The organism is Georgenia sunbinii (assembly GCF_036421875.1).
GTDB classification, from domain to species: Bacteria; Actinomycetota; Actinomycetes; order Actinomycetales; family Actinomycetaceae; genus Georgenia_B; species Georgenia_B sunbinii.
Genome location: NZ_JAZGOL010000005.1, coordinates 168634 through 189041, shown reverse-complemented (window position 1 = coordinate 189041; position 20408 = coordinate 168634). Strand labels below are relative to the sequence as shown.

Annotated in this window: 20 protein-coding genes; 13 read left to right on the top strand and 7 right to left on the bottom strand. The window is 72.8% G+C overall.

Going from position 1 to position 20408, the window contains the following annotated elements; genetic code table 11:
• Positions 1 to 10 precede the first annotated feature (10 nt).
• Genes map through V2J52_RS13625 form a run of 3 tightly spaced genes read right to left on the bottom strand, consistent with a single transcriptional unit; the run spans position 11 to position 2349 of the window.
• On the bottom strand, positions 11 to 784 hold the full coding sequence (gene map / locus V2J52_RS13635; RefSeq protein ID WP_331228269.1) for a type I methionyl aminopeptidase: 774 nt from the start codon (positions 782 to 784) through the stop codon (positions 11 to 13).
• A gap of 22 nt (positions 785 to 806) precedes the next feature.
• Positions 807 to 1634 (bottom strand): SGNH/GDSL hydrolase family protein, encoded by an 828-nt coding sequence (locus V2J52_RS13630; protein WP_331228268.1) that lies wholly within the window; start codon positions 1632 to 1634, stop codon positions 807 to 809.
• Between the two features lie 40 nt (positions 1635 to 1674).
• Positions 1675 to 2349, bottom strand: a complete 675-nt coding sequence (locus V2J52_RS13625; RefSeq protein WP_331228267.1) for a uracil-DNA glycosylase — start codon at positions 2347 to 2349, stop codon at positions 1675 to 1677.
• Between the two features lie 128 nt (positions 2350 to 2477).
• Between V2J52_RS13625 and V2J52_RS13620 the strand changes: the two genes are divergently transcribed.
• From V2J52_RS13620 to V2J52_RS13600, 5 genes are all read left to right on the top strand, one after another.
• Entirely contained in the window at positions 2478 to 2756 is a 279-nt protein-coding gene (locus V2J52_RS13620; protein ID WP_331228266.1) for a DUF3263 domain-containing protein, read from the top strand.
• An 88-nt stretch (positions 2757 to 2844) separates the two neighbouring features.
• Positions 2845 to 3459, top strand: coding sequence for a LytR C-terminal domain-containing protein (locus tag V2J52_RS13615; RefSeq protein WP_331228265.1), 615 nt, complete (start codon positions 2845 to 2847; stop codon positions 3457 to 3459).
• A 384-nt stretch (positions 3460 to 3843) separates the two neighbouring features.
• On the top strand, positions 3844 to 5472 hold the full coding sequence (gene groL / locus V2J52_RS13610; protein ID WP_331228264.1) for a chaperonin GroEL: 1629 nt from the start codon (positions 3844 to 3846) through the stop codon (positions 5470 to 5472).
• A gap of 176 nt (positions 5473 to 5648) precedes the next feature.
• A complete protein-coding gene (locus tag V2J52_RS13605; RefSeq protein WP_331228263.1) occupies positions 5649 to 6332 on the top strand; it encodes an MgtC/SapB family protein in 684 nt (227 codons plus the stop codon).
• Positions 6333 to 6335: 3 nt separating this feature from the next.
• Complete coding sequence (locus V2J52_RS13600; protein ID WP_331228262.1) at positions 6336 to 7211, top strand: DUF4031 domain-containing protein; 876 nt, start codon at positions 6336 to 6338, stop codon at positions 7209 to 7211.
• A gap of 4 nt (positions 7212 to 7215) precedes the next feature.
• On the opposite strand, the gene V2J52_RS13595 is transcribed toward V2J52_RS13600, so the two are convergent.
• Together V2J52_RS13595 and V2J52_RS13590 are read right to left on the bottom strand one after the other, a co-directional pair.
• Positions 7216 to 7506: a WXG100 family type VII secretion target gene (locus tag V2J52_RS13595; protein WP_331228261.1), complete on the bottom strand. Its 291-nt coding sequence runs from the start codon at positions 7504 to 7506 to the stop codon at positions 7216 to 7218.
• 49 nt (positions 7507 to 7555) lie between these two features.
• Complete coding sequence (locus tag V2J52_RS13590; protein ID WP_331228260.1) at positions 7556 to 8743, bottom strand: HD domain-containing protein; 1188 nt, start codon at positions 8741 to 8743, stop codon at positions 7556 to 7558.
• A 161-nt stretch (positions 8744 to 8904) separates the two neighbouring features.
• On the opposite strand from V2J52_RS13590, the gene V2J52_RS13585 reads away from it, so the two are divergent.
• From V2J52_RS13585 to moaA, 3 genes are read left to right on the top strand one after another with little or no spacing between them, the layout of a single operon-like run.
• Positions 8905 to 9390, top strand: coding sequence for a MogA/MoaB family molybdenum cofactor biosynthesis protein (locus V2J52_RS13585; protein ID WP_331228259.1), 486 nt, complete (start codon positions 8905 to 8907; stop codon positions 9388 to 9390).
• 4 nt (positions 9391 to 9394) lie between these two features.
• On the top strand, positions 9395 to 9811 hold the full coding sequence (locus tag V2J52_RS13580; RefSeq protein WP_331228367.1) for a molybdenum cofactor biosynthesis protein MoaE: 417 nt from the start codon (positions 9395 to 9397) through the stop codon (positions 9809 to 9811).
• Positions 9808 to 10824 (top strand): GTP 3',8-cyclase MoaA, encoded by a 1017-nt coding sequence (gene moaA / locus V2J52_RS13575; protein ID WP_331228258.1) that lies wholly within the window; start codon positions 9808 to 9810, stop codon positions 10822 to 10824. The genes V2J52_RS13580 and moaA overlap by 4 nt, the downstream gene beginning before the upstream one ends.
• 238 nt (positions 10825 to 11062) lie before the next feature.
• On the opposite strand, the gene V2J52_RS13570 is transcribed toward moaA, so the two are convergent.
• Both V2J52_RS13570 and moaC read right to left on the bottom strand, forming a co-directional pair.
• Entirely contained in the window at positions 11063 to 11299 is a 237-nt protein-coding gene (locus tag V2J52_RS13570; protein WP_331228257.1) for a MoaD/ThiS family protein, read from the bottom strand.
• Between the two features lie 12 nt (positions 11300 to 11311).
• Positions 11312 to 11800, bottom strand: coding sequence for a cyclic pyranopterin monophosphate synthase MoaC (moaC, locus tag V2J52_RS13565; RefSeq protein ID WP_331228256.1), 489 nt, complete (start codon positions 11798 to 11800; stop codon positions 11312 to 11314).
• Between the two features lie 83 nt (positions 11801 to 11883).
• Here moaC and V2J52_RS13560 point away from each other — a divergent pair, with 83 nt between their 5' ends.
• From V2J52_RS13560 to V2J52_RS13540, 5 genes are all read left to right on the top strand, one after another.
• Complete coding sequence (locus tag V2J52_RS13560) at positions 11884 to 13194, top strand: ThiF family adenylyltransferase (RefSeq protein ID WP_331228255.1); 1311 nt, start codon at positions 11884 to 11886, stop codon at positions 13192 to 13194.
• A 12-nt stretch (positions 13195 to 13206) separates the two neighbouring features.
• Positions 13207 to 14433 carry a molybdopterin molybdotransferase MoeA gene (locus V2J52_RS13555; RefSeq protein WP_331228254.1) on the top strand — a complete coding sequence of 409 codons (1227 nt, stop codon included), beginning with the start codon at positions 13207 to 13209 and terminating at the stop codon, positions 14431 to 14433.
• Positions 14424 to 15179: a molybdenum cofactor guanylyltransferase gene (gene mobA, locus V2J52_RS13550; RefSeq protein WP_331228253.1), complete on the top strand. Its 756-nt coding sequence runs from the start codon at positions 14424 to 14426 to the stop codon at positions 15177 to 15179. Before V2J52_RS13555 ends, mobA begins: the two co-directional genes overlap by 10 nt.
• A 274-nt stretch (positions 15180 to 15453) precedes the next feature.
• Positions 15454 to 16608 carry an MFS transporter gene (locus V2J52_RS13545; protein ID WP_331228252.1) on the top strand — a complete coding sequence of 385 codons (1155 nt, stop codon included), beginning with the start codon at positions 15454 to 15456 and terminating at the stop codon, positions 16606 to 16608.
• A 55-nt stretch (positions 16609 to 16663) separates the two neighbouring features.
• A complete protein-coding gene (locus tag V2J52_RS13540; RefSeq protein ID WP_331228251.1) occupies positions 16664 to 20407 on the top strand; it encodes a nitrate reductase subunit alpha in 3744 nt (1247 codons plus the stop codon).
• The last annotated feature ends 1 nt before the right edge of the window (position 20408 follow it).

Below are 20408 nucleotides of genomic sequence, written 5' to 3'. Positions count from 1 at the left end.
GCTGACCTGTTCAGGCGGGCAGCGGTGCGGTGAGCACGAGCGGGCCGTCGGGGGTGATGGCCACGGTGTGCTCGCTGTGCGCGCCGCGGGAGCCGTCGACGCTGCGCAGCGTCCAGCCGTCGGGGTCGGTGAGGAGCTCGTCGGTGCCGGCCATGAACCACGGCTCGATGGCGATCACGAGACCGGGGCGCAGCGGCAGCCCGCGGCCCGCGCGGCCATCGTTGGGCACGTGGGGATCGCCGTGCATCGTGCGGCCCACGCCGTGCCCGCCGAACTGCAGGTTGACCCGGTAGCCGTGCGCCGCGGCCACCGCGCCGATCGCCGCGGAGATGTCACCGAGCCGGTTGCCGACGACCGCCGCGTCGATCGCGGCCCGCAGCGCGGACTCGGTCGCCTCGATGAGCAGCAGGTCGGCGGGATCGGCCGCACCCACGACGACGCTCGTGGCGGCGTCGGCCACCCAGCCGTCGACGCTCGCCGCGAAGTCGACGGTGAGGAGGTCGCCGTCGGCCAGCCGGTAGTCGTGCGGAAGACCGTGGAGCACCGCGTCGTTGACCGACGTGCACAGCACATAGCCGAACGGTCGGGCGCCGAACGACGGGTGGTAGTCGAGGTAGCAGGACTCCGCGCCCGCCTCGCGGATCATCGCGTGGGCGATCGCGTCGAGCTCGAGGAGGTTGACGCCGACGGCCGCCTCCTGGCGCAACCTCGCCAGCACCTGGGCCACGAATCGGCCGGCCGGGCGCATCGCCTCGACTTCCGCGGGGGTCTTGAGCTCGATCACCTGGCCACCCTACGGCCCGCCGTCACGGCCGCTCCACGGGGGCCGGCCGCGGGCGCTTGGCCACGACAGCGTCGCCGGACGACTGCCGGGCGAGCCGGCGACGCAGCCACGGATAGGCGTACTCCCGCGCCCACCGGGCGTCCGAGCGCCACCGGTCGGCTCGCGCGACGGGCGGTAGCGGGGTGAGCGGGTCGTCCCAGGCAGGGTCGTCCGGCGTCAGTCCCAGTGCCACGAGGGCGGCCTGCGCGACCCGCTCGTGCCCGTCGGTGGTCAGGTGGATCCGGTCCGGCGCCCACATCCGCCCGTCGGCCAACGACCGCATGCCCCACAGGTCGAGCACGTGCGCACCGTGCCGGTGGGCGATCGACCACAGCCCGGTGTTGTACGTCGCCACCTTGGGCCGGATACGGCGCACGACCGGTGACTCCGCCGTGTCGAAACCGGTGCCGAGCAGCACGGCGGCGCCGGTCCGCTGCGCGGTGACCACCGCAGCCTCGAGCGAGTCGAGTAATGTCACGACGTCCGAGCCCGGCCGCAGCAGGTCGTTGCCGCCGCCGATCACCGACACCAGGTCGGGGCGAAGGTCCAGGGCCGCCGGCAGCTGCTCGGTGAGGATCGGGCGCAGCAGCCGGCCGCGGACCGCGAGGTTGGCGTACTCCAGCGGCGGCTGCCCGGCGGCGGCCCGTCGGTCGGACAGCGTGCCGGCCAGCAGGTCGGCCCAACCGCGGTACCGGTCTGGTTCGACCGGGTCCGGGTCGGCCAGGCCCTCGGTGAACGAGTCGCCGACGGCGACGTAGCGGCCCCAGCGCGGGGCGATGTCGACGGCGGGGGAGGGGCTCTCGGTGCTCACCCACCGATCCTGCCCCGACCGGGCACCGGCGGGCCAGCGCTTACGGCAGCCGCCAGCTCACCGGCCGGGCGCCCTGCTCGACGAGGAGAGCGTTGGTGCGGGAGAACGGCCGGGAGCCGAAGAAGCCGCGGGAGGCCGAGAGCGGGCTCGGGTGCGCCGAGGCGACCACCGGGGTGTCTGCGAGCAGCGGGCGCAGCGTCTGTGCCGCATTGCCCCAGAGGATCGCCACCAGGGGCTTGTCCCGCGCCACCAACGAGCGGATGGCGTGGCCGGTGACCGCCTCCCAGCCCTTGCCGCGGTGGGAGGCCGGCGCCCCGGGCTGCACCGTGAGCACCCGGTTGAGCAGCATGACGCCGCCGTCCGCCCACGCGCTGAGGTCGCCGCACGCCGGTGCCGGCGCACCAACGTCGTCCGTGAGCTCCCGGAAGATGTTGACCAGGCTGCGCGGCACCGGACGGACGTCCGGCTGCACCGAGAATGACAGCCCCATCGGGTGGCCTGGGGTGGGGTAGGGGTCCTGGCCGACGATGAGCACCCGGACGTCGTCGAGCGGCCGGTGGAAGGCGCGCAGGATGTCCGGACCGGCCGGCAGGTAGTCGCGTCCGGCTGCGGTCTCGGTCCGCAGGAAGTCACCCATCGCGCGGATCTCGGGCTCGACCGGTGCCAGCGCCGAGGCCCAGCCGGGGTCAACGGTCTGCGACAGTGGTGCGATCACGGTGAGAGCCTAACCACCCGAGCAGCACGCAGATCGCTGACGGTGGTGGAATGACACGGCTGTGGTTCGCCACTACCATGAGGTGGTCGCGGCGCACCGCCGCGGCACGCCGCCGGAGTGGAGAAGACATGGAAGCCACGCACGCGTCGAGTCCGCGGACCGAGCTCGATGGGACCGAGCGCGAGATCCTCGCCTTCGAGCGGCAGTGGTGGAAGTACGGCGGAGCCAAGGAGACGGCCATCCGTGAGCTGTTCGCGATGAGCGCGACCCGTTACTACCAGGTCCTCAACACCCTCATTGACACCGAGGCGGCGCTGGCCACCGACCCGATGCTCGTCAAGCGGCTGCGGCGGATGCGCGACGCCCGGCAGCGCGAACGCTCCGGGCGCCGCCTCGGCTCGCTGTGACGCCCGGGCGCGTGACGCCGTCGAGCGTCGTGTCTGAGGTTGTCGTGTCTGAGGTTACGGCGACTGCCCGAGAGGCTAGCCTGCTCGGGTGAGCGAGTATCCCGAGGACGAGTTCGACATCGCCGGCGACGAGCGGGCCCCGCAGGGGACCCATCGCGCCCCGCGGTCGCCGTGGCGGGCGCTGCTGCCCTACCTCCTGGTGATCGTGCTGGTGCCGCTCCTGGCGTGGGGCGCCGTCGGCCTCCTCGGCGGCGGGAACGACGGCGCCGGCGACGACACCCCGACCGCCGCAGAACCCACCGCCGAGCCCACCGACGTTCCGGACGAGACGGACGAGCCGACCGACGACCCTGACCCGGAGACGACCGAGCCGGCGGAGCCCGAAGAGCCGACCACCGACGACGACGGGCTCGGCGCCGACGTCATCACCTCGACGTCGATCTCCGTCCTCAACGGCGCCAGCATCGCCGGGGTCGCCGGCGACGCTGCCGCGGACCTCACCGACGCCGGCTTCACCGCGGTGTCGGCCTCGGACTACGGCGCGGGGTCCCCCGACGTCACGACGCTCTACTACCGCAACGCCGACCTCGCGCCCACGGCAGAGGCGGTCGGGGAGATCCTGGGCATCGACAACCTCGTCGAGCTGGCGTCGGCCACCCAGAACGTCGAGATCGCGATCGTGCTGCGAGCAGATTTCGGCTGACCGGACGGCAGCTCCGCACCCCGCCGACATTGACCGTGAGCGACCTCACACCTATGGTGGTTGGCGCATCGCTCCACAGCGCCGTGGGGTGTGTCGGGCCGGCGGCCGTTTCATCGGACGCCGGCCCGACTCGTCTCCCCCCCCGACTCGTCTCCCCGGCCAGCTGCCGGGTGGTCGGGTGCCGGCCGAGGACGGTCCGGCCGGCACCTTGCACTCTCACCGTGAGAGTGCCAAGATCGGGATTAGCACTCTCCTGGTGAGAGTGACAAGAACAACCGGTTTGGCCAGTGAGGCACAGGTCGGGGCGGGACGTGACCGTCCTCGTCTGGGTCGTCCGTCGCGGGCACTGGGCCGACCACACGCCACAAGCGAAGGATCTACCCCATGGCAAAGATGATTGCCTTTGACGAGGAGGCCCGCCGCGGTATGGAGCGTGGACTGAACGTCCTCGCCGACACCGTCAAGGTCACCCTCGGCCCCAAGGGCCGCAACGTCGTCCTCGAGAAGAGCTGGGGCGCCCCCACGATCACCAACGATGGCGTCTCCATCGCCAAGGAGATCGACCTCGAGGAGCCCTACGAGAAGATCGGCGCCGAGCTCGTCAAGGAGGTCGCCAAGAAGACCGACGACGTCGCGGGTGACGGCACCACCACCGCCACCGTGCTGGCCCAGGCGCTCGTGCGCGAGGGTCTGCGCAACGTCGCCGCCGGCGCCAACCCGATCGGGCTGCGCCGCGGCATCGACCAGGCCGTCGCGGCCGTCGTCGCCGAGCTCCACAACGCCAGCGTCCCGGTCGAGAGCCGCGCGCAGGTCGCCGCCACCGCCGCGATCTCCGCCGGTGACCCGGCCATCGGCGAGCTCATCGCCGAGGCCATCGACAAGGTCGGCGCCGAGGGCGTCATCACCGTCGAGGAGTCCCAGACCTTCGGCCTCGAGCTGGAGCTCACCGAGGGCATGCGGTTCGACAAGGGCTACACCTCGCCCTACTTCGTCACCGACGCCGAGCGCCAGGAGGCCGTCCTCGAGGACGCCTACGTGCTGCTCGTGGAGTCCAAGATCTCCAACGTCAAGGACGTCCTGCCGCTGCTGGAGAAGGTCATCCAGTCCGGCAAGCCGCTGGTCATCATCTCCGAGGACGTCGAGGGCGAGGCGCTGGCCACCCTGATCGTCAACAAGATCCGTGGCACGTTCAAGTCTGTCGCCGTCAAGGCACCGGGCTTCGGCGACCGCCGCAAGGCGATGCTGCAGGACATGGCCATCCTCACCGGTGGTCAGGTCATCTCCGAGACCGTCGGCCTCAAGCTCGAGAACGCCGAGCTGGACATGCTGGGTCAGGCCCGCAAGGTCGTCGTCACCAAGGACGAGACCACGATCGTCGAGGGTGCCGGCGACGCCGACCAGATCGCCGGTCGCGTCGCGCAGATCCGCGCCGAGATCGAGAACTCCGACTCCGACTACGACCGCGAGAAGCTCCAGGAGCGCCTGGCCAAGCTCGCGGGCGGCGTCGCCGTCATCAAGGCCGGGGCCGCCACCGAGGTGGAGCTCAAGGAGCGCAAGCACCGCATCGAGGATGCCGTGCGCAACGCCAAGGCTGCCCAGGAGGAGGGAATCATCGCCGGTGGCGGTGTCGCCCTCATCCAGGCCGCTCTCAAGGCCTTCGAGACCCTCGACCTCGTCGGGGACGAGGCGACCGGCGCGAACATCGTCAAGGTCGCCACCGACGCCCCGCTCAAGCAGATCGCCGAGAACGCCGGCCTCGAGGGCGGCGTCGTGGCGGAGAAGGTCCGCAACCTGCCTGCCGGGCACGGCCTCAACGCCGCCACCGGTGAGTACGAGGACCTGCTCGCCGCTGGCATCAACGACCCGGTCAAGGTGACCCGCTCTGCGCTGCAGAACGCCGCCTCGATCGCCGGTCTGTTCCTCACCACCGAGGCCATCGTGGCCAACAAGCCGGAGAAGGCGTCCGCGCCTGCCGGTGGTGGCGACGACATGGGTGGCATGGGCGGCTTCTGAGTCTCCCCTGACGTCTGACGACGGGCGGCACCCCTCGGGGGTGCCGCCCGTCGTGCGTCTGCGGCGACGGGCGCCGTTGCGCGCGCAGGCGGACCGCGGATGGGTAAAACTGGCGTTCTGGTCGTGGCAAGCGACCGCAGCCCCGCCCGGCAGGGGCGGGTGGGAGGAGATCGACCGTGTGGGAGCTGACCCCGACTGTCACCAGCTCGCTGCAGATGCTCGGGCTGGCTTTCGTGCTGTCGGCGGCCATCGGTGCCGAGCGGGAGTACCAGAACAAGGACGCCGGGCTGCGCACCCACCTGCTCGTCGGCCTCGGCGCCGCGCTGTTCACGGTGGTGTCGGCCTACGGGTTCGCCGACCTCATCGGTGACCGGCCCGCCGATCCCGGCCGGATCGCGGCGCAGATCGTCACTGGCGTCGGATTCCTCGGCGCCGGGGTGATCTTCACCCGGACGAACGTGGTGCACGGGCTCACCACGGCGGCCACCGTGTGGCTCGTCGCCGCGGTGGGGATGGCCTGCGGTGCCGAGCTGCCGCTCCTCGCCATCGCGGTGACCCTCGCGTACCTGTTCTTCGTCCCGCTGCTCGGCGCCGCCAGCCGGCGGCTGCCGCTCGCGCGCTGGCAACGGGTGCTGCGGCTGCGGTACCGCGCCGGCGAGGGCGTGCTGCGCACCGTCCTCGCGACCGCCACCGACATGGGCTTCGACACCGCGGTGCTCAGCTCCGAGAAATCCGCCGACGGGATGGTCGAGGTCCGCGCCCGGTTCACCGGCAAGCCCGCGCTCCACGACCTCGTCACCGCGCTCAGCGACGTCGACGGCGTCCACGGCGTGGCGTCCGCCGGCGCCGAGGACCGGTAGCCGATGGCGATCCTCATCGACGACCCGCGCTGGCCGGCGCACGGCACCGTGTGGGCGCACCTCGTCTCCGACAGCTCGCTCACCGAGCTGCACGACTTCGCCGGCGCGACCGGGCTGCCGCCGCGCAGCTTCGACCTCGACCACTACGACGTCCCCGCCGAGCGGTGGCCCGAGCTCGTGGCCGCCGGCGCCCAGCCGGTCGACCGCGCCGAGCTCGTCCGGCGGCTGCGGGCCAGCGGGCTGCGGGTGATCGGCGCGGACCGCCCGGCCCGGCGCCGCCTGCTCGCACAGTGGCGCGACCTCGTCCCGGACGCCGAGGACACCGGACACCAGCTGCTCAACCGTTGGGCAGCGCCCGGCCGTGCCTACCACGGCGTGGATCACCTGCGGGCGGTCCTTCAGAGCCTCACGGTCCTGGCCGACGGCGGGGAGAAGGTCGCCCACACCGTCACCGTGGCCGCGTGGTTCCATGACGCCGTGCACGACGGCGCATCGCCGGCCGACGAGCTCGCCTCGGCCGCGCTGGCGGTCTCGCTGCTCGACGGTGCACTGCCAGGGCCGGAGGTCGAGGAGGTCGCCCGCCTCGTGCGGCTGACCATCGATCACGACCCGTCGCCCGGCGACCCCGCCGGCCAGGCGCTGTGCGACGCCGACCTGGCCGTCCTCGGCGGTTCCCCGGCGCTGTACCGGCGCTACGCCGAGCAGGTCCGCGAGGAGTACGCCGCGGTGCCAGACGCCGCCTTCCGTGCCGGTCGTGCGGCGATCCTCGGGCGGATCCTCACCAGCGCCAGCATCTACCGCACCACCACCGGACGGCACCGCTGGGAGGCCGCCGCCCGCCGGAACGTCGCCGCCGAGCTGGCTGAGCTGACCTCCTGAGGGATCAGCGCGCGAACAGCCCGTGCGCGTCGGCCTCGGCGTCGGCGTAGGTCCGCGCGGCGAGGTCGAGCGCCTCGGTGATCTGGCTGAGCGACTGCTCGACGACCTGCTGCGTGGCCCGCCACTCCTGCACCACCGCAGTGAAGCTCGCCGCCGCGGCGCCGCTCCACGTCGACTGCAGGTCGAGCAGCTGCGTCATCATGCCGGCCACCTCGCCGTGGATCGCCGCCGCGCTGGTGCGTGCGCGGGCAGCGGCCGCCTCGACCTGCGCACTGTCGACCTCGAACCTGCTCATCATCGTCTCCCGTCGTCGCCGCCCCGCTCGTGCGGTGCTGGCGTCGACGCTAGGTGCGTGGCAGGTTCGGCGGCGGGCGGAACAGCGAGCCTGTGGAGTCGTCGTCCCCGGACGCGGGCGGGGGAGCAGGACGCTCGCGCCGGCCCAGCCGCCGGGAGCGGTGCTCACCGCGGCGGCGCGGATCCAGGTCCGGCTCCCGCTCGATCCCGTAGCGCGACCTCTCGTGGACGTCGGGCGTCTCGGGGGCGTCGGCCGGCTCCGTGGTGTCGATGTCGATGTCGATGTCGATGTCGGCGTCGGTGGTGGCGGCGTCGGCGGTGTCCTCCTCACCCGTCCCGGAGCCCGCCTCCACCCCCTGGTCGGCGGGCCGGGCCGCGCCATCCTCTGCAGCGTCGGCCGCCGGTCCAGGCTCGGCCCCCGCCGGCGAGGGCGCGGCCTCGGCCGGCCGGGCCGCCGGCGCCGTCGCCGGGTGAGGTGCCGGCTCGCCCGCCGCCGGCGCCGTCGGTGTCGCCGCAGCCTCTCCCGCCGGGTCGGGCCGGTCGGCGGCGCCGAGCGCAGCGAGGCGTGCGCGCAGGTGGCTGAGCTCGGCGGTGAGGTTCTCCCGGGCGGGCTCCTCCCAGGCGAGGGAGAACGGGCTGACGAACAGCCGCCGTCGGGCGAGCAGCTTGGTGATGATCGCGATCCGTGACTCGACGTAGTCGCGCTCGGGGATGTGGGCGTACTCCGCCCGGACCGCCTTGCGGTAGCCCGCGTACCGTTGCGGCTCGACCGCCAGGGTGCCGAGGTCGGCGTCGCACAGCGCCAGGGCGTCGACGTCCTGCTCGTCGGCGTCGTGCCGCTTGAGGTTGACGATGAGGTCGTGGACCCGGTCCGTGGTGGCCGTGGGCACGCCGAGGGTGGCGAGCTCCTGCCGGGCCAGCGCCGCGCTGGCGGCCTCGTCCTCGCCACCACGCCGGGCGTAGGCGACCAGCGCGGACGCGTTGAAGACCGCACCGTGGTACCAGGCGGCGAGCCGCACCGCCTCGGGCCGGTGGGTCTCCTCGGCGAGCTCCTCGACCCGGGCGAGGACGTCCATGAGGTGGCGCACGTTGTGGAAGCTGCGCCCCGGCTCCTGCCAGCGCTCGAGCAGCCGGCGCCCGACGCGCTGGATCTCCTCGCGGGGCGCGGTGGCACCGACCGCGGCGACGCTCCGGACGAAAGCGGAGAGCAACCACTGGGGTGCGTCGGTGACGCTCACCGCGGCCTCCTGTCGATCATGGCGTCCGCCATCGTAGCCGCGGCGCGTGCCGGGCGCGGACCGTGGCGATGCGTCCGGCGGTACCGCGGGTCGTGGGCGGCTCGCCGCCTCGGGCCGGAGGTCCCGCAGCCACCGCGGGCGGGGTCGCGTACCCTGACGACATGCTCGACGGGCTCCCGGCGACCGTGATCACGGTCTCCACCAGATGCGCTCGCGGCGAGGCGTCGGACACGTCCGGCCCAGCCGCGGCGAGGCTCCTCGCCGACCTGGGGCTCGCGGTAGGCCCGGTCCGGCTGGTGACCGACGGCGTGGTCCCGGTCGAGCAGGCACTGCGCGCCGCGCTCACCGACGGCGCCCGGGTCGTGCTCACCACCGGCGGCACCGGCGTCGGGCCGCAGGACCACACCCCGGAGGCGACCCGCGCCGTCGTCGACCGAGAGCTGCCCGGCGTCGCGGACGCCGTGCGGCGGCTCGGCGCCGCGACGACCTCGACCTCGCTCGTCAGCCGCGCGCTCGTGGGGACGGCCGGACCCGCCGTCGTCGTCAATGCGCCGGGGAGCCCCGGTGGCGTCGCGGACACCATCACCGTCGTGGGCCCGCTGCTCGACCACCTGCTCGACCAGCTCACCGGGGGCGACCATGGGTGAGGTGATGCTGACCGAGCTCGCGGCGGCGCCGCTCGACGTCGCCGCCCACCTCGCCGCGGTGAGCACGCCCGCGACCGGCGCGGTGGCGACCTTCGTCGGCCAGGTGCGCGACCACAGCCCCGACGCCACCGGCGAGGTCGTGCTGCTGGAGTACAGCGCCCACCCCGACGCCGCCGACGTGCTCGCCAGGCTGGCGGCCGAGGTCGCCGGGGAGCACGAGGACCTCCGGGTCGCGGTCAGCCACCGCGTCGGCGAGCTGCGGGTCGGTGACCTCGCGATCGTCGTCTGCGCGGCCAGCGCCCACCGCGACCTCGCCTTCACGGTCTGCCGCGAGCTCGTGGAGAACGTCAAGGCCAACCTGCCGGTGTGGAAGAAGCAGGTCGTCGCCGACGGCAGCCATACCTGGGTGGGATCGGCATGACGGTCTCCGAGGAGCTTCGCCGTCCGCTCGTCGACCGCTACGGGCGGGTCCACACCGACCTGCGGATCTCGCTGACCGACAAGTGCTCGCTGCGGTGCACCTACTGCATGCCCGCCGAGGGGGTGCCGTGGCTCAGCCGCGACTCGATCCTCACCACCGACGAGCTCGAGCGGGTCGCCCGGGTGGCGGCCGCGCTCGGCATCCGCACGGTGCGTCTCACCGGCGGGGAGCCGCTGCTGCGCCGTGACGTCCTCGAGGTGGTGCGCCGCCTCGCGCTCATCGACGGCCCGGACGGGCCGCTCGAGCTGTCGATGACCACCAACGGGCTCCTGCTGCCCAAGCTCGCCCCGGACCTCGCTGCCGTCGGGCTCCAGCGGGTCAACATCAGCCTCGACACGCTGCGCGCCGACCGCTTCCACGAGCTCACCCGGCGCAACCGGCTCGACGACGTCCTCGAGGGGATCGCCGCAGCGCAGGCCGCTGGGCTGTCGCCGATCAAGATCAACACCGTGGCGATGCGCGACGTGAACGAGGACGAGGTGGTCGACCTCGTCGAGTTCGCCGCCGAGCGCGGCCTGGAGGTGCGGTTCATCGAGCAGATGCCGCTGGACGCTGGGCACATCTGGTCCCGGGTGACGATGGTCCGCGGCGAGGAGATCCTCGACAAGCTCGCCGAGCGCTTCGTCCTCACCCCGATGCCGGGCCGGGACTCCGCGCCCGCCGAGCGGTTCCGCGTCGACGACGGTCCCACGACCGTCGGGGTGATCCGCTCGGTCACCAAACCGTTCTGCGGCACCTGCGACCGGGTGCGGATCACCGCCGACGGCCAGCTGCGCAACTGCCTGTTCGCCCGCAACGAGTCCGACCTGCTCACCCCGCTGCGCGAGGGCGGCAGCGACGACGACCTCGCCCGCGTGCTCCACGTGTGCATCGCCGGCAAGCTGCCGGGCCACGGCATCGACGACCCCGGCTTCCTCCAGCCCGACCGCCCGATGAGCGCCATCGGCGGCTGACACCGCGCCCCGCCCCGCCGCGACAGCAGACTTGTCCCCGAGGGCGGGATTGTCCGCGAGAGCGGGATTGTCCGCGACGGCGGGTTTGTCCGCGAGAGCGGGATTGTCCGCGAGAGCGGGATTGTCTGCGACAGCAGACTTGTCCGCGGGTGTGGAGAATCTTGCTGTCGCGAGAGGAGGGCTTGCGAGAGGAGGGCTTGCGAGAGGAGGGCTCGCGAGGGGAGGGCGGGTTGCCGGGTCAGCCGCCGGCGAAGGGCGGCAGGACGTCGACGACGTCCGCCTCGGTGAGCGCGGCACCGTCGTCGCTGCGTTCGCCGTTGACGAGGATCGCGCAGCGGGTCAGCACCCGCGCGAGCTCGGCCCCGTGCTGCTCGGCCAGCAGCGAGCGCAGCTCGGCCACCGTCGTCGCCGAGACGGTCTCGTCTGCCCGGCCGGCCGCCTCGGCGGCTGCCGCGAAGTATCTGATCGTGCTCATCTCTCGCTCCTCCTACGCCGTTCCCTCGCCGGCCGCGTCCCGGTGCCAGTCGCCGGAGCGGCCGCCGGACTTCGCGAGCAGCCGGATGTCGGTGATCGACACCGTGCGGTCCAGCCCCTTGACCATGTCGACGACGTTGAGCGCGGCGACACCGACCGCGGTCAGCGCCTCCATCTCCACCCCGGTGCGGTCCGCGGTACGCACCGTCGCGGTGATCGACACCCCGCCGTCGTCGATCGCCAGGTCGACCACGACGCCGTGGACCCCGATGACGTGGGCGAGCGGCAGCAGCTCGGGGGTGCGCTTGGCAGCGGCGATGCCCGCGACCCGGGCGACGGCGAGGACGTCACCCTTGGGCGCCGTGCCGTCGCGCAGTGCTGAGACGACCGACGGCGAGCAGTCGACGCGACCCGCCGCGGTGGCCGAACGGACGGTCGGCTGCTTCTCGGTGACGTCCACCATCCGGGCGTGGCCACGGTGGTCGAGATGGGTGAAGCTCATGACGACAGGATCTCATCGATCGCCGCCCGCGGGGCGGGACGCAAGGCCCGGCAGTGCGAGGGGTACCTGCCTAGAGTGGAGGCATGCCGTTGCCACCGCTGAGCGAGCCGGCGCCGCCGCTGCGGCGCGAAGAGGTGCTGCGCTACTCCCGCCACCTGCTCCTCGAGCAGCTCGGTGAGCTGGGTCAGCGCCGGCTGCGCGGCGCCTCGGTGCTCGTCATGGGCGCGGGTGGGCTCGGCTCACCGATCCTCAGCTACCTCGCCGCTGCCGGCGTCGGGCGGATCGGCATCGTCGACGACGACGTCGTCGAGGCCACCAACCTGCAGCGGCAGGTGATCCACGGGGCGGCGGACGTCGGGCGCCCCAAGGCGGTCTCGGCGGCCGAGCACGTCCGTGCCATCAACGACGACGTCGCGGTCGACGTCCACGAGGTCCGGCTCGACGCCCGCAACGCCCGCCGGATCCTCGGGGGCTACCAGCTCGTCCTCGACGGCACCGACAACTTCCCCACCCGCTACCTGGTCAACGACGTCTGCGCCGACCTCGGCATCCCTCTCATCTGGGGCTCGATCCTGCGGTTCGACGCGCAGGTCTCGGTGTTCTGGTCCGCGCCGCGGCTCCCGGCCGGTGCTGGCGCCGACCAGTACCCGGCCGTCACGCTGCGCGACCTGTTCCCCGCTCCGCCGCCACCGGGGGCGACGCCGTCGTGCGGGCAGGCCGGTGTCCTCGGTGCGATGTGCGGGCAGGTCGGCTCGCTGATGGCGGCCGAGGCGGTCAAGCTCATCACCGGTGTCGGGGAGCCGCTGCTCGGCCGGGTCGCGGTGCTCGACGTCCTCGCCGCCCGGTGGAGCGAGATCCCGCTGCGGCCGCGCCGTGACCCGGCGCTGCCGCGCGACCTCGCCGAGCTCGGCTACGACCCGTACGACGTCCCGGTGACCCCCGAGGCCGCGTACGTGCTCGCCGCCGGCCGAGAGGACCGGGCGAGCGCGCCCGGCCGCACCCGGGCGAGAGCGTCGGGGCCCGACGCCGGCGACGCCGCCCCGCCCGAGGCGGCCCGCATCTCCGCCCGTACCCTTGCCGACCGGCTCGCCGCGCGGGACCGCGGCGAGCACGACTTCGTCCTCCTCGACGTCCGGGAGGCGACCGAGCGCGCCATCGTCACCATCCCCGGCGCGGTCAACGTGCCGCTCGAGGCGCTCGTCGCCGACCCGCGCGCCGCGGTGGCCGCCGGAGTGGCGCCGGACCGCGCCGTCGTCGTCCACTGCCTCTCCGGGAGCCGGTCCGCGCAGGCACAGACGATCCTGCGGTCTGCCGGGTACCCCGACGTCACCAACGTCGACGGCGGCGTCCGGGCCTGGGTCGCCGACGTCGACTCCAGCCTGCCCACCTACTGACGGGAGCCGCACGTGATCACGGTCGAGGAACACCTGGCGGCGGCGCTGGCGGCGATCGTCGCGCTGCCGCCGCGCCGCGAGCCGCTCGCCGGCTGCCACGGGCTGCGGCTCGCCGAGGACGTCGTCGCCACGCTCGCCGTGCCGCCGTTCGACAACTCGGCCATGGACGGGTTCGCGGTGCGTGCTGCCGACGTCGCTGCCGCCGGCGGGTCATCACCGGTGCGGCTGGCCGTCGTCGGCGACATCCCGGCGGGCAGCACCGAGCTGCCGGAGATCGCCGCGGCCAGCGCTGCCCGGATCATGACCGGCAGCCCGCTGCCGTCGGGGGCGGACGCCGTCGTCCCGGTCGAGCTCACCGACCAGCCGCCCGGCGAGACCGAGCTGCCCGGCACCGTCGAGATCCGTGGGGCGGTCGTCCCGGGCGCCCACGTGCGCCGGGCCGCCGAGGACATCACGCCCGGCGCCGTCGTCCTGCGCGCGGGCACGCTGCTCGGTGCGGCGCAGCTGTCCGCCGCCGCCTCGGTCGGCCACGGCGAGCTGCTCGTGCACCCTCGGCCGCTCGTCGGGGTGATCGCGACCGGCGACGAGCTCGCCGCGCCGGGAACCGATCCCGGCCCCGGGCGCATCCCCGACTCGAACTCGATCCTGCTCGCCGGGCTGGTCCGAGAGGCCGGCGGCCGACCGCTGGTCCTCGGACCTGTCGGTGACGACCCGGAGCGGCTCGCCCAGCTGGTCGACGGTGCGCTGCCGCGCCTCGACCTCCTCGTCACCGCGGGCGGCGTGAGCGTGGGGACGCGCGACGTCGTCAAGGCGGCGTTCGGCGACCGCATCGGCTTCACGCCGGTCGCGATGCAGCCCGGCAAGCCGCAGGGCTTCGGCGTGCTCGGCGGTCGCGTGCCGTTCTTCGCGCTACCCGGCAACCCGGTGAGCGTGCTCGTCTCGTTCCACGTGTTCGTCGCGCCGGCCCTGCGCCAGCTGCTCGGCGCCGCGCCACGCCGCACGCTCGACGTCGCGGTTGCCGGCGCGGCGTGGCGCTGCCCGCCCGGGCGGCGGCAGTACATCCCGGTGGTCGTGGAGGACGACGACGCCGGCCCGCCGAGGGTCCGGCCGGCCGCTGCCGGTGGGTCCGGCTCGCACCTCGTCGGCTCGCTGGCGGGGGCGCAGGCGCTTGCGGTGGTGGCCGCCGACGTCGACGCCGTCGCGCCGGGGGACCGGGTGGACCTCCTGCGGTGGGGGTGAGCCACGACGCGATCGTCCTCGCCGGCGGCACCGGACGCCGCCTCGGCGGGGCGTCCAAGCCGGCCCTCATGCTGCACGGCCGCCGCCTGCTCGACCACGCGCTGACGGCGACGGCCGGGGCCCGGAGCGTCGCCGTCGTCGCCCCGGACACGATCGCGGTGCCCGACGGCGTGCTGCGCACCCTCGAGGACCCGCCGCACGGCGGCCCGGTCGCCGGGATCGCCGCCGGGCTGGCCGCCCTCGACAGGGCGGCGCAAGCAGCGGCGCGTGGCTCTGCACCGCTGACGCTGGTGCTCGCCTGCGACATCCCCGGCGCCGCGAGCGCGGTGCCACGGCTGCTCGCGAGGGCGGTCAGCCACCCCGACGCCGCTGAAGCCATCAGCACGCTGGTTGGCAGCCGCGGCCGCGTGGACAATCCTGCTCTCGGCGACAAGTCTGCTGTGGGGGGCAAGTCTGCTGTGGGGGACAAGTCTGCTGTGGGTGAGGCGGCTGGGGGTGGGGGCTGGGACGGGGTGGTTGTCCAGGATGTGAGCGGGCGTGACCAGTGGCTGGTCGGTCTCTACCGGACCGACCAGCTCCGCGAGCGGCTGTCGGAGATCGTCGCCGGCGGTGGTCTCACCGGGTGCCCGGTGCGTGAGCTCGTGCGGTCGATGCGCCTGGTGACCGTGGTTGCCAAGGGTCGTGAGGCGGCGGACATCGATACCTGGGAGGATCTGCGCAAGGCTGCCGTCGACCCGTGGCAATAGGTGAATATGGCCTTCGGGCTAACCCGTGCATGAACGTTAAAGTTACATGTCCGCGCGGAAATAAGAATCACCCTAACGCGTGCCAATGTGACGCGAACACGTGCATACTCGGAATCGATGATCGGGTTCTTCCCCGAACCCGGTACGCCGTTCTTGGGGAGGGAACGTGGCTCGCACCGAGCGACCTGCAGGTCGGGAGGCAGGCCGCCCCGCCGCCGACCGAGCAGCTGGCGGCCGAGCGTCAGCCCCGCAGGACGGCGGCTCGCCGACGTTGATGCTGACGCTGGCCACCATCGGCTTCCTGGTGAACTTTTGGGCGTGGTCCCTCATCGGGCCGCTCGGTGCGCACTACCGGGAGTCCCTCTCGCTCACCGACTTCCAGGTCTCGGTCGTCGTCGCGGTGCCGGTGATCGTCGGTTCGCTCGGACGCATTCCGGTCGGCGCGCTCACTGACAGGTTCGGTGCTCGGGTGATGTTCCCCGTGGTGAGCATCTTGACCATCATTCCTACCCTGTTTGTCGGATTTGTCGCGGACAGCTTTGCGATGCTCGTCCTCGGTGGCTTCTTCCTCGGCCTCGGCGGCACCGCGTTCGCCGTCGGAGTCCCGTTCGTCAATGCCTGGTACCCGCCGCAGCGCCGCGGTACCGCACTGGGGATCTTCGGGGTGGGGACCGCCGGCACTGCGGTCGCCGCCTTCACCACCGTGGCGATCAGCGACGCCTACGGCAGGGCCGCGCCGTTCGTGCTCGTCGCGGCCGTCCTTCTCGCGTACGCCGTCGTCGCCCGGGTCATGCTGCGGGACCGCTCGGGACGCACAGCGCCCACCGGCTCGATGCTCGCCCGCACCTGGAGCACGCTCAAGATCCGCTCGACCCTCCAGCTCGCGCTCATCTATGCGCTCGGCTTCGGCGGGTTCGTCGCGTTCAGCGTCTACCTGCCGACCTACCTCGTCAACGACTACGCGCTCACCGCCAGCGACGCCGCCTTCCGTACCGCCGGGTTCATCGTGCTCGCCGTCATCGCCCGGCCGGTCGGCGGCTGGCTGTCCGACCGGTACCACCCCGTCCCCGTCCTCGTCTGGTGCTTCGGCATCGCCGCGGCGATGGCCGCGCTCGCTGCTCTGCGGCTGGAGCTGCTGCCCGCCGGGACGATCGCCTTCCTGCTGCTGGGCATCACGCTCGGCGGCGCGTCGGGAGCGTGCTTCGCGCTCGTCGCCAAGGTGGCGCCGCCGGACAAGGTCGGCTCCGTCACCGGCATCGTCGGTGCCGCCGGCGGCCTCGGCGGGTTCTTCCCACCGTTGGTGATGGGCGCCGTCTACGGCGCGACCGGCGCCTACACCCTGGGCTTCGTGCTGCTCGCGCTCAGCGCCGTGGGTGTGGCTGCCTTCGTCCGGTGGCCGGTGGGCCGCTCGGCGAGGACCGCCCCGTGAGCCCCGTGAGCCCCGTGACCGCACCCGACCTACCCCACCGGAAGGACATCGCCCGATGACCACCACCCGCCCTGAGGGGACCGGCTCTGCCGCGACCGACGCCCTCCTCAAGCTCGGCACCTTCCTGCGGCGAGGTGAGTCCTCGTCGGACCTGCGCCAGATCTTCCTCACCGGCGGGCGCGACGGCGACGCCTTCTACCGCGACCGGTGGAGCCACGACAAGGTGGTCCGCTCCACCCATGGCGTCAACTGCACCGGCTCGTGCTCGTGGAAGGTCTACGTCAAGGACGGGATCATCACCTGGGAGTCGCAGCAGACCGACTACCCCACCACCGGCCCGGACTCCCCGGAGTACGAGCCCCGCGGCTGCCCCCGTGGCGCCGCGTTCAGCTGGTACACCTACTCACCCACCCGGGTGCGTTACCCGTACGTGCGCAGCACGCTGCTCGGGTTCTACCGGGAGGCCAAGCAGCGGCTCGGCGACCCGGTGCTCGCCTGGGCGGATGTCGTCGAGGACCCGGTGCGGTCCCGCGAGTACAAGGCGTCCCGCGGCAAGGGCGGCCTCGTGCGCGCGGAGTGGGAGGAGGTCCTGGAGATCATGGCCGCCGCCCACGTGTACACGACCAAGCAGTACGGCCCCGACCGGCTGGCCGGCTTCACCGTCATCCCCGCGATGTCCCAGGTCTCCTACGGCGCCGGCACCCGGTTCCTCTCCCTCATGGGCGGCACCGTGCTGTCCTTCTACGACTGGTACGCCGACCTGCCGATGGCCTCCCCGCAGGTCTTCGGCGACCAGACCGACGTCCCGGAGTCGGCCGACTGGTTCAACGCCGGCTACCTCATCATGTGGGGCTCGAACATCCCGGTGACCCGCACCCCGGACGCCCACTTCATGGTCGAGGCCCGCTACAAGGGCCAGAAGGTCGTCGGCATCTCCCCGGACTACGCGGACAGCACCAAGTTCGCCGACGAGTGGCTCGCCGTCCACCCCGGCACCGACGGTGCGCTGGCGATGGCCATGGGGCACGTCATCCTCACGGAGTTCCACGTCGAGGCGCCCGAGCCGTACTTCGTGGACTACATGAAGAAGTTCACCGACTCGCCCTTCCTCGTCTCCCTCGACGAGCGCGACGGCGCCTACGTCCCGGGCAAGTTCCTCACCGCCGCGGACCTCACCGAGCACGCGGGCGTCGAGAACGCCGCCTTCAAGACCGTGATGATGGCCGACGACGGCGCCCCCTTCGTCCCGAACGGCAGCCTCGGCGACCGCTGGGGCGAGGCCGGCAAGGGCAAGTGGAACCTCGACCTCGGCGACCGCGACCCGCTGCTGAGCGTCGCCGGCGACTCCGCCGACGCCGTCGAGGTGCTGCTGCCGCGGTTCGACGTGGCACCGGGCACCGAGAGCGGGGAGATCGGCAAGCACATCGGCGGCAGCGGCGTGCTGCGGCGCGGCGTCCCGGCCCGCCGGGTGGCCGGCCGGCTCGTCACCACCGTCTACGACCTGCTGCTGGCCCAGTACGGCGTCGCCCGCCCGGGCCTGCCCGGCAGCTGGCCGACCGGTTACGACGACGCGACCGAACCCGGCACACCCGCGTGGCAGGAGGAGATCACCAGCGTCCCGGCCGCGGCCGCGATCCGGATCGGCCGCGAGTTCGCCGACAACTCCCGCCGCTCCGGCGGCCGGTCGATGATCGTCATGGGCGCCGGGGTCAACCACTACTTCCACGCCGAGACCATCTACCGGGCGATGATCGCGCTGACCACGATGACCGGTACCCAGGGCGTCAACGGCGGCGGCTGGGCGCACTACGTGGGCCAGGAGAAGGTCCGGCCGATCACCGGCTTCCAGCAGTACGCCTTCGCCCTCGACTGGCAGCGGCCCACGCGCCACATGATCTCGACGGCGTTCTGGTACCTCGCCACCGACCAGTGGCGCTACGACGGGCTACCCGCCGAGTCCCTCGCCTCCCCGCTGGCGAGCGACCGGTTCGCGGGCCAGACCACCGCCGACACCCTCGTGGAGTCCTCCAAGCGCGGCTGGATGCCGAGCTACCCGACCTTCAACCGCAACCCGCTCGACATCACCGACGAGGCGCAGGCCGCCGGCAAGGAGGTCCCGGCCCACATCGTCGACGAGCTGACGGCGGGCAACCTGCGGTTCGCCGTCGAGGACCCCGATGCCCCGGAGAACTTCCCCCGGGTGCTCACCGTGTGGCGCTCGAACATCCTCGGCTCCTCGGCCAAGGGCAACGAGTACTTCCTCGAGCACCTGCTCGGCACCGAGTCCGCGCTGCGTGCCGAGGACGCCGCCGCCGAACGGCGCCCCCGCGACATGGTCTGGCACGACGAGGCTGCGCGCGGCAAGCTCGACCTGCTCACCACGATCGACTTCCGCAACACCTCGACCACGCTGTTCTCCGACATCGTGCTGCCGGCGGCGACCTGGTACGAGAAGCACGACATCTCCACGACGGACATGCACCCGTTCGTCAACTCCTTCAACCCGGCGATCTCCCCGCCGTGGCAGACCCGCACCGACTTCACCATCTTCCAGAACCTCGCCGCGAAGGTCTCCGAGCTTTCCGTGGAGCACCTCGGGGTGCGCCGCGACGTCATCGCCGCCCCCCTCAACCACGACACTCCCGACGCGATGGCCACCCCGCACGGCGCCGTGACCCCGATGGCGCAGACGCCCATGGTGCCGGGGGTGACGATGCCCAAGCTCATCACCGTCGAGCGCGACTACCCGCGCACGCTCGCCAAGTTCAACGCGCTGGGGCCGCTGACCGACGGCATCGGGATGGTCACCAAGGGGACCGCCTACGACCCGACGCCGGAGGTCGCCGAGCTCGCCGCCCGCAACGGGCGCGTGGTGTCCGGGATCGCCAAGGGCCGGCCGAGCCTCGACCGGGACACCAAGGCGATCGAGGCGATCCTCGCGCTGTCCGGCACCACCAACGGTCGGCTCGCGACGACCGGCTTCGAGCACATGGAGGAGCGCACCGGCAGGAAGATCGCCGACCTCGCGGCGGAGTCGGAGTCGGTGCGGGTGACCTTCGCCGACGTCCAGTCCCGCCCGACTCCCGTGGTCACCTCGCCGGAGTGGTCCGGCTCGGAGACCGGTGGCCGCCGCTACACGGCGTTCTCGACGAACGTCGAGCGGCTCAAGCCGTGGCACACCCTCACCGGGCGCCAGCACTTCTACCTCGACCACGACTGGATGACGGACATGGGCGAGGCGCTGCCGGTCTTCCGGCCGCCGCTGGACATGCACCGGCTGTTCGGGGATGCGATCCCCGGCGACACCAGCGCCACCGGGGACCCGGCCGCCGCCGGGCACGCGGAGGTCGCGGTGCGCTACCTGACCCCGCACTCGAAGTGGTCGATCCACTCCGAGTACCAGGACAACCTCTTCATGCTGTCGCTGTCGCGGGGCGGACCGAACATCTGGCTGTCCCCGCAGGACGCCGACAAGATCGGGGTCCGCGACAACGAGTGGATCGAGGCCTACAACCGCAACGGCGTGGTCGTCGCCCGCGCGGTGGTCTCCCACCGGATGCCCGAGGGCACCGTGTACATGCACCACGCCACCGACCGCACCATCGACGTGCCGCGCACCGAGACCTCGGGGCTGCGCGGCGGGATCCACAACTCGCTCACCCGGGTGCTCATGAAGCCCACCCACCTCATCGGTGGCTACGCCCAGCTGAGCTACGCGTTCAACTACATCGGCCCGACGGGCAACCAGCGCGACGAGGTCACCGTCATCCGCCGCCGCAGCCAGGAGGTTGAGTACTGAT

Coding starts and splice junctions, on each gene's coding strand:
- moaA (WP_331228258.1), top strand. CDS start 9,808: ATGACGGTCTCCGAGGAGCTTCGCCGTCCGCTCGTCGACCGCTACGGG.
- V2J52_RS13545 (WP_331228252.1), top strand. CDS start 15,454: ATGCTGACGCTGGCCACCATCGGCTTCCTGGTGAACTTTTGGGCGTGG.
- V2J52_RS13560 (WP_331228255.1), top strand. CDS start 11,884: ATGCCGTTGCCACCGCTGAGCGAGCCGGCGCCGCCGCTGCGGCGCGAA.
- V2J52_RS13540 (WP_331228251.1), top strand. CDS start 16,664: ATGACCACCACCCGCCCTGAGGGGACCGGCTCTGCCGCGACCGACGCC.
- V2J52_RS13600 (WP_331228262.1), top strand. CDS start 6,336: ATGGCGATCCTCATCGACGACCCGCGCTGGCCGGCGCACGGCACCGTG.
- moaC (WP_331228256.1), bottom strand. CDS start 11,800: ATGAGCTTCACCCATCTCGACCACCGTGGCCACGCCCGGATGGTGGAC.
- V2J52_RS13580 (WP_331228367.1), top strand. CDS start 9,395: ATGCTGACCGAGCTCGCGGCGGCGCCGCTCGACGTCGCCGCCCACCTC.
- V2J52_RS13620 (WP_331228266.1), top strand. CDS start 2,478: ATGGAAGCCACGCACGCGTCGAGTCCGCGGACCGAGCTCGATGGGACC.
- V2J52_RS13595 (WP_331228261.1), bottom strand. CDS start 7,506: ATGAGCAGGTTCGAGGTCGACAGTGCGCAGGTCGAGGCGGCCGCTGCC.
- V2J52_RS13570 (WP_331228257.1), bottom strand. CDS start 11,299: ATGAGCACGATCAGATACTTCGCGGCAGCCGCCGAGGCGGCCGGCCGG.
- V2J52_RS13585 (WP_331228259.1), top strand. CDS start 8,905: ATGCTCGACGGGCTCCCGGCGACCGTGATCACGGTCTCCACCAGATGC.
- groL (WP_331228264.1), top strand. CDS start 3,844: ATGGCAAAGATGATTGCCTTTGACGAGGAGGCCCGCCGCGGTATGGAG.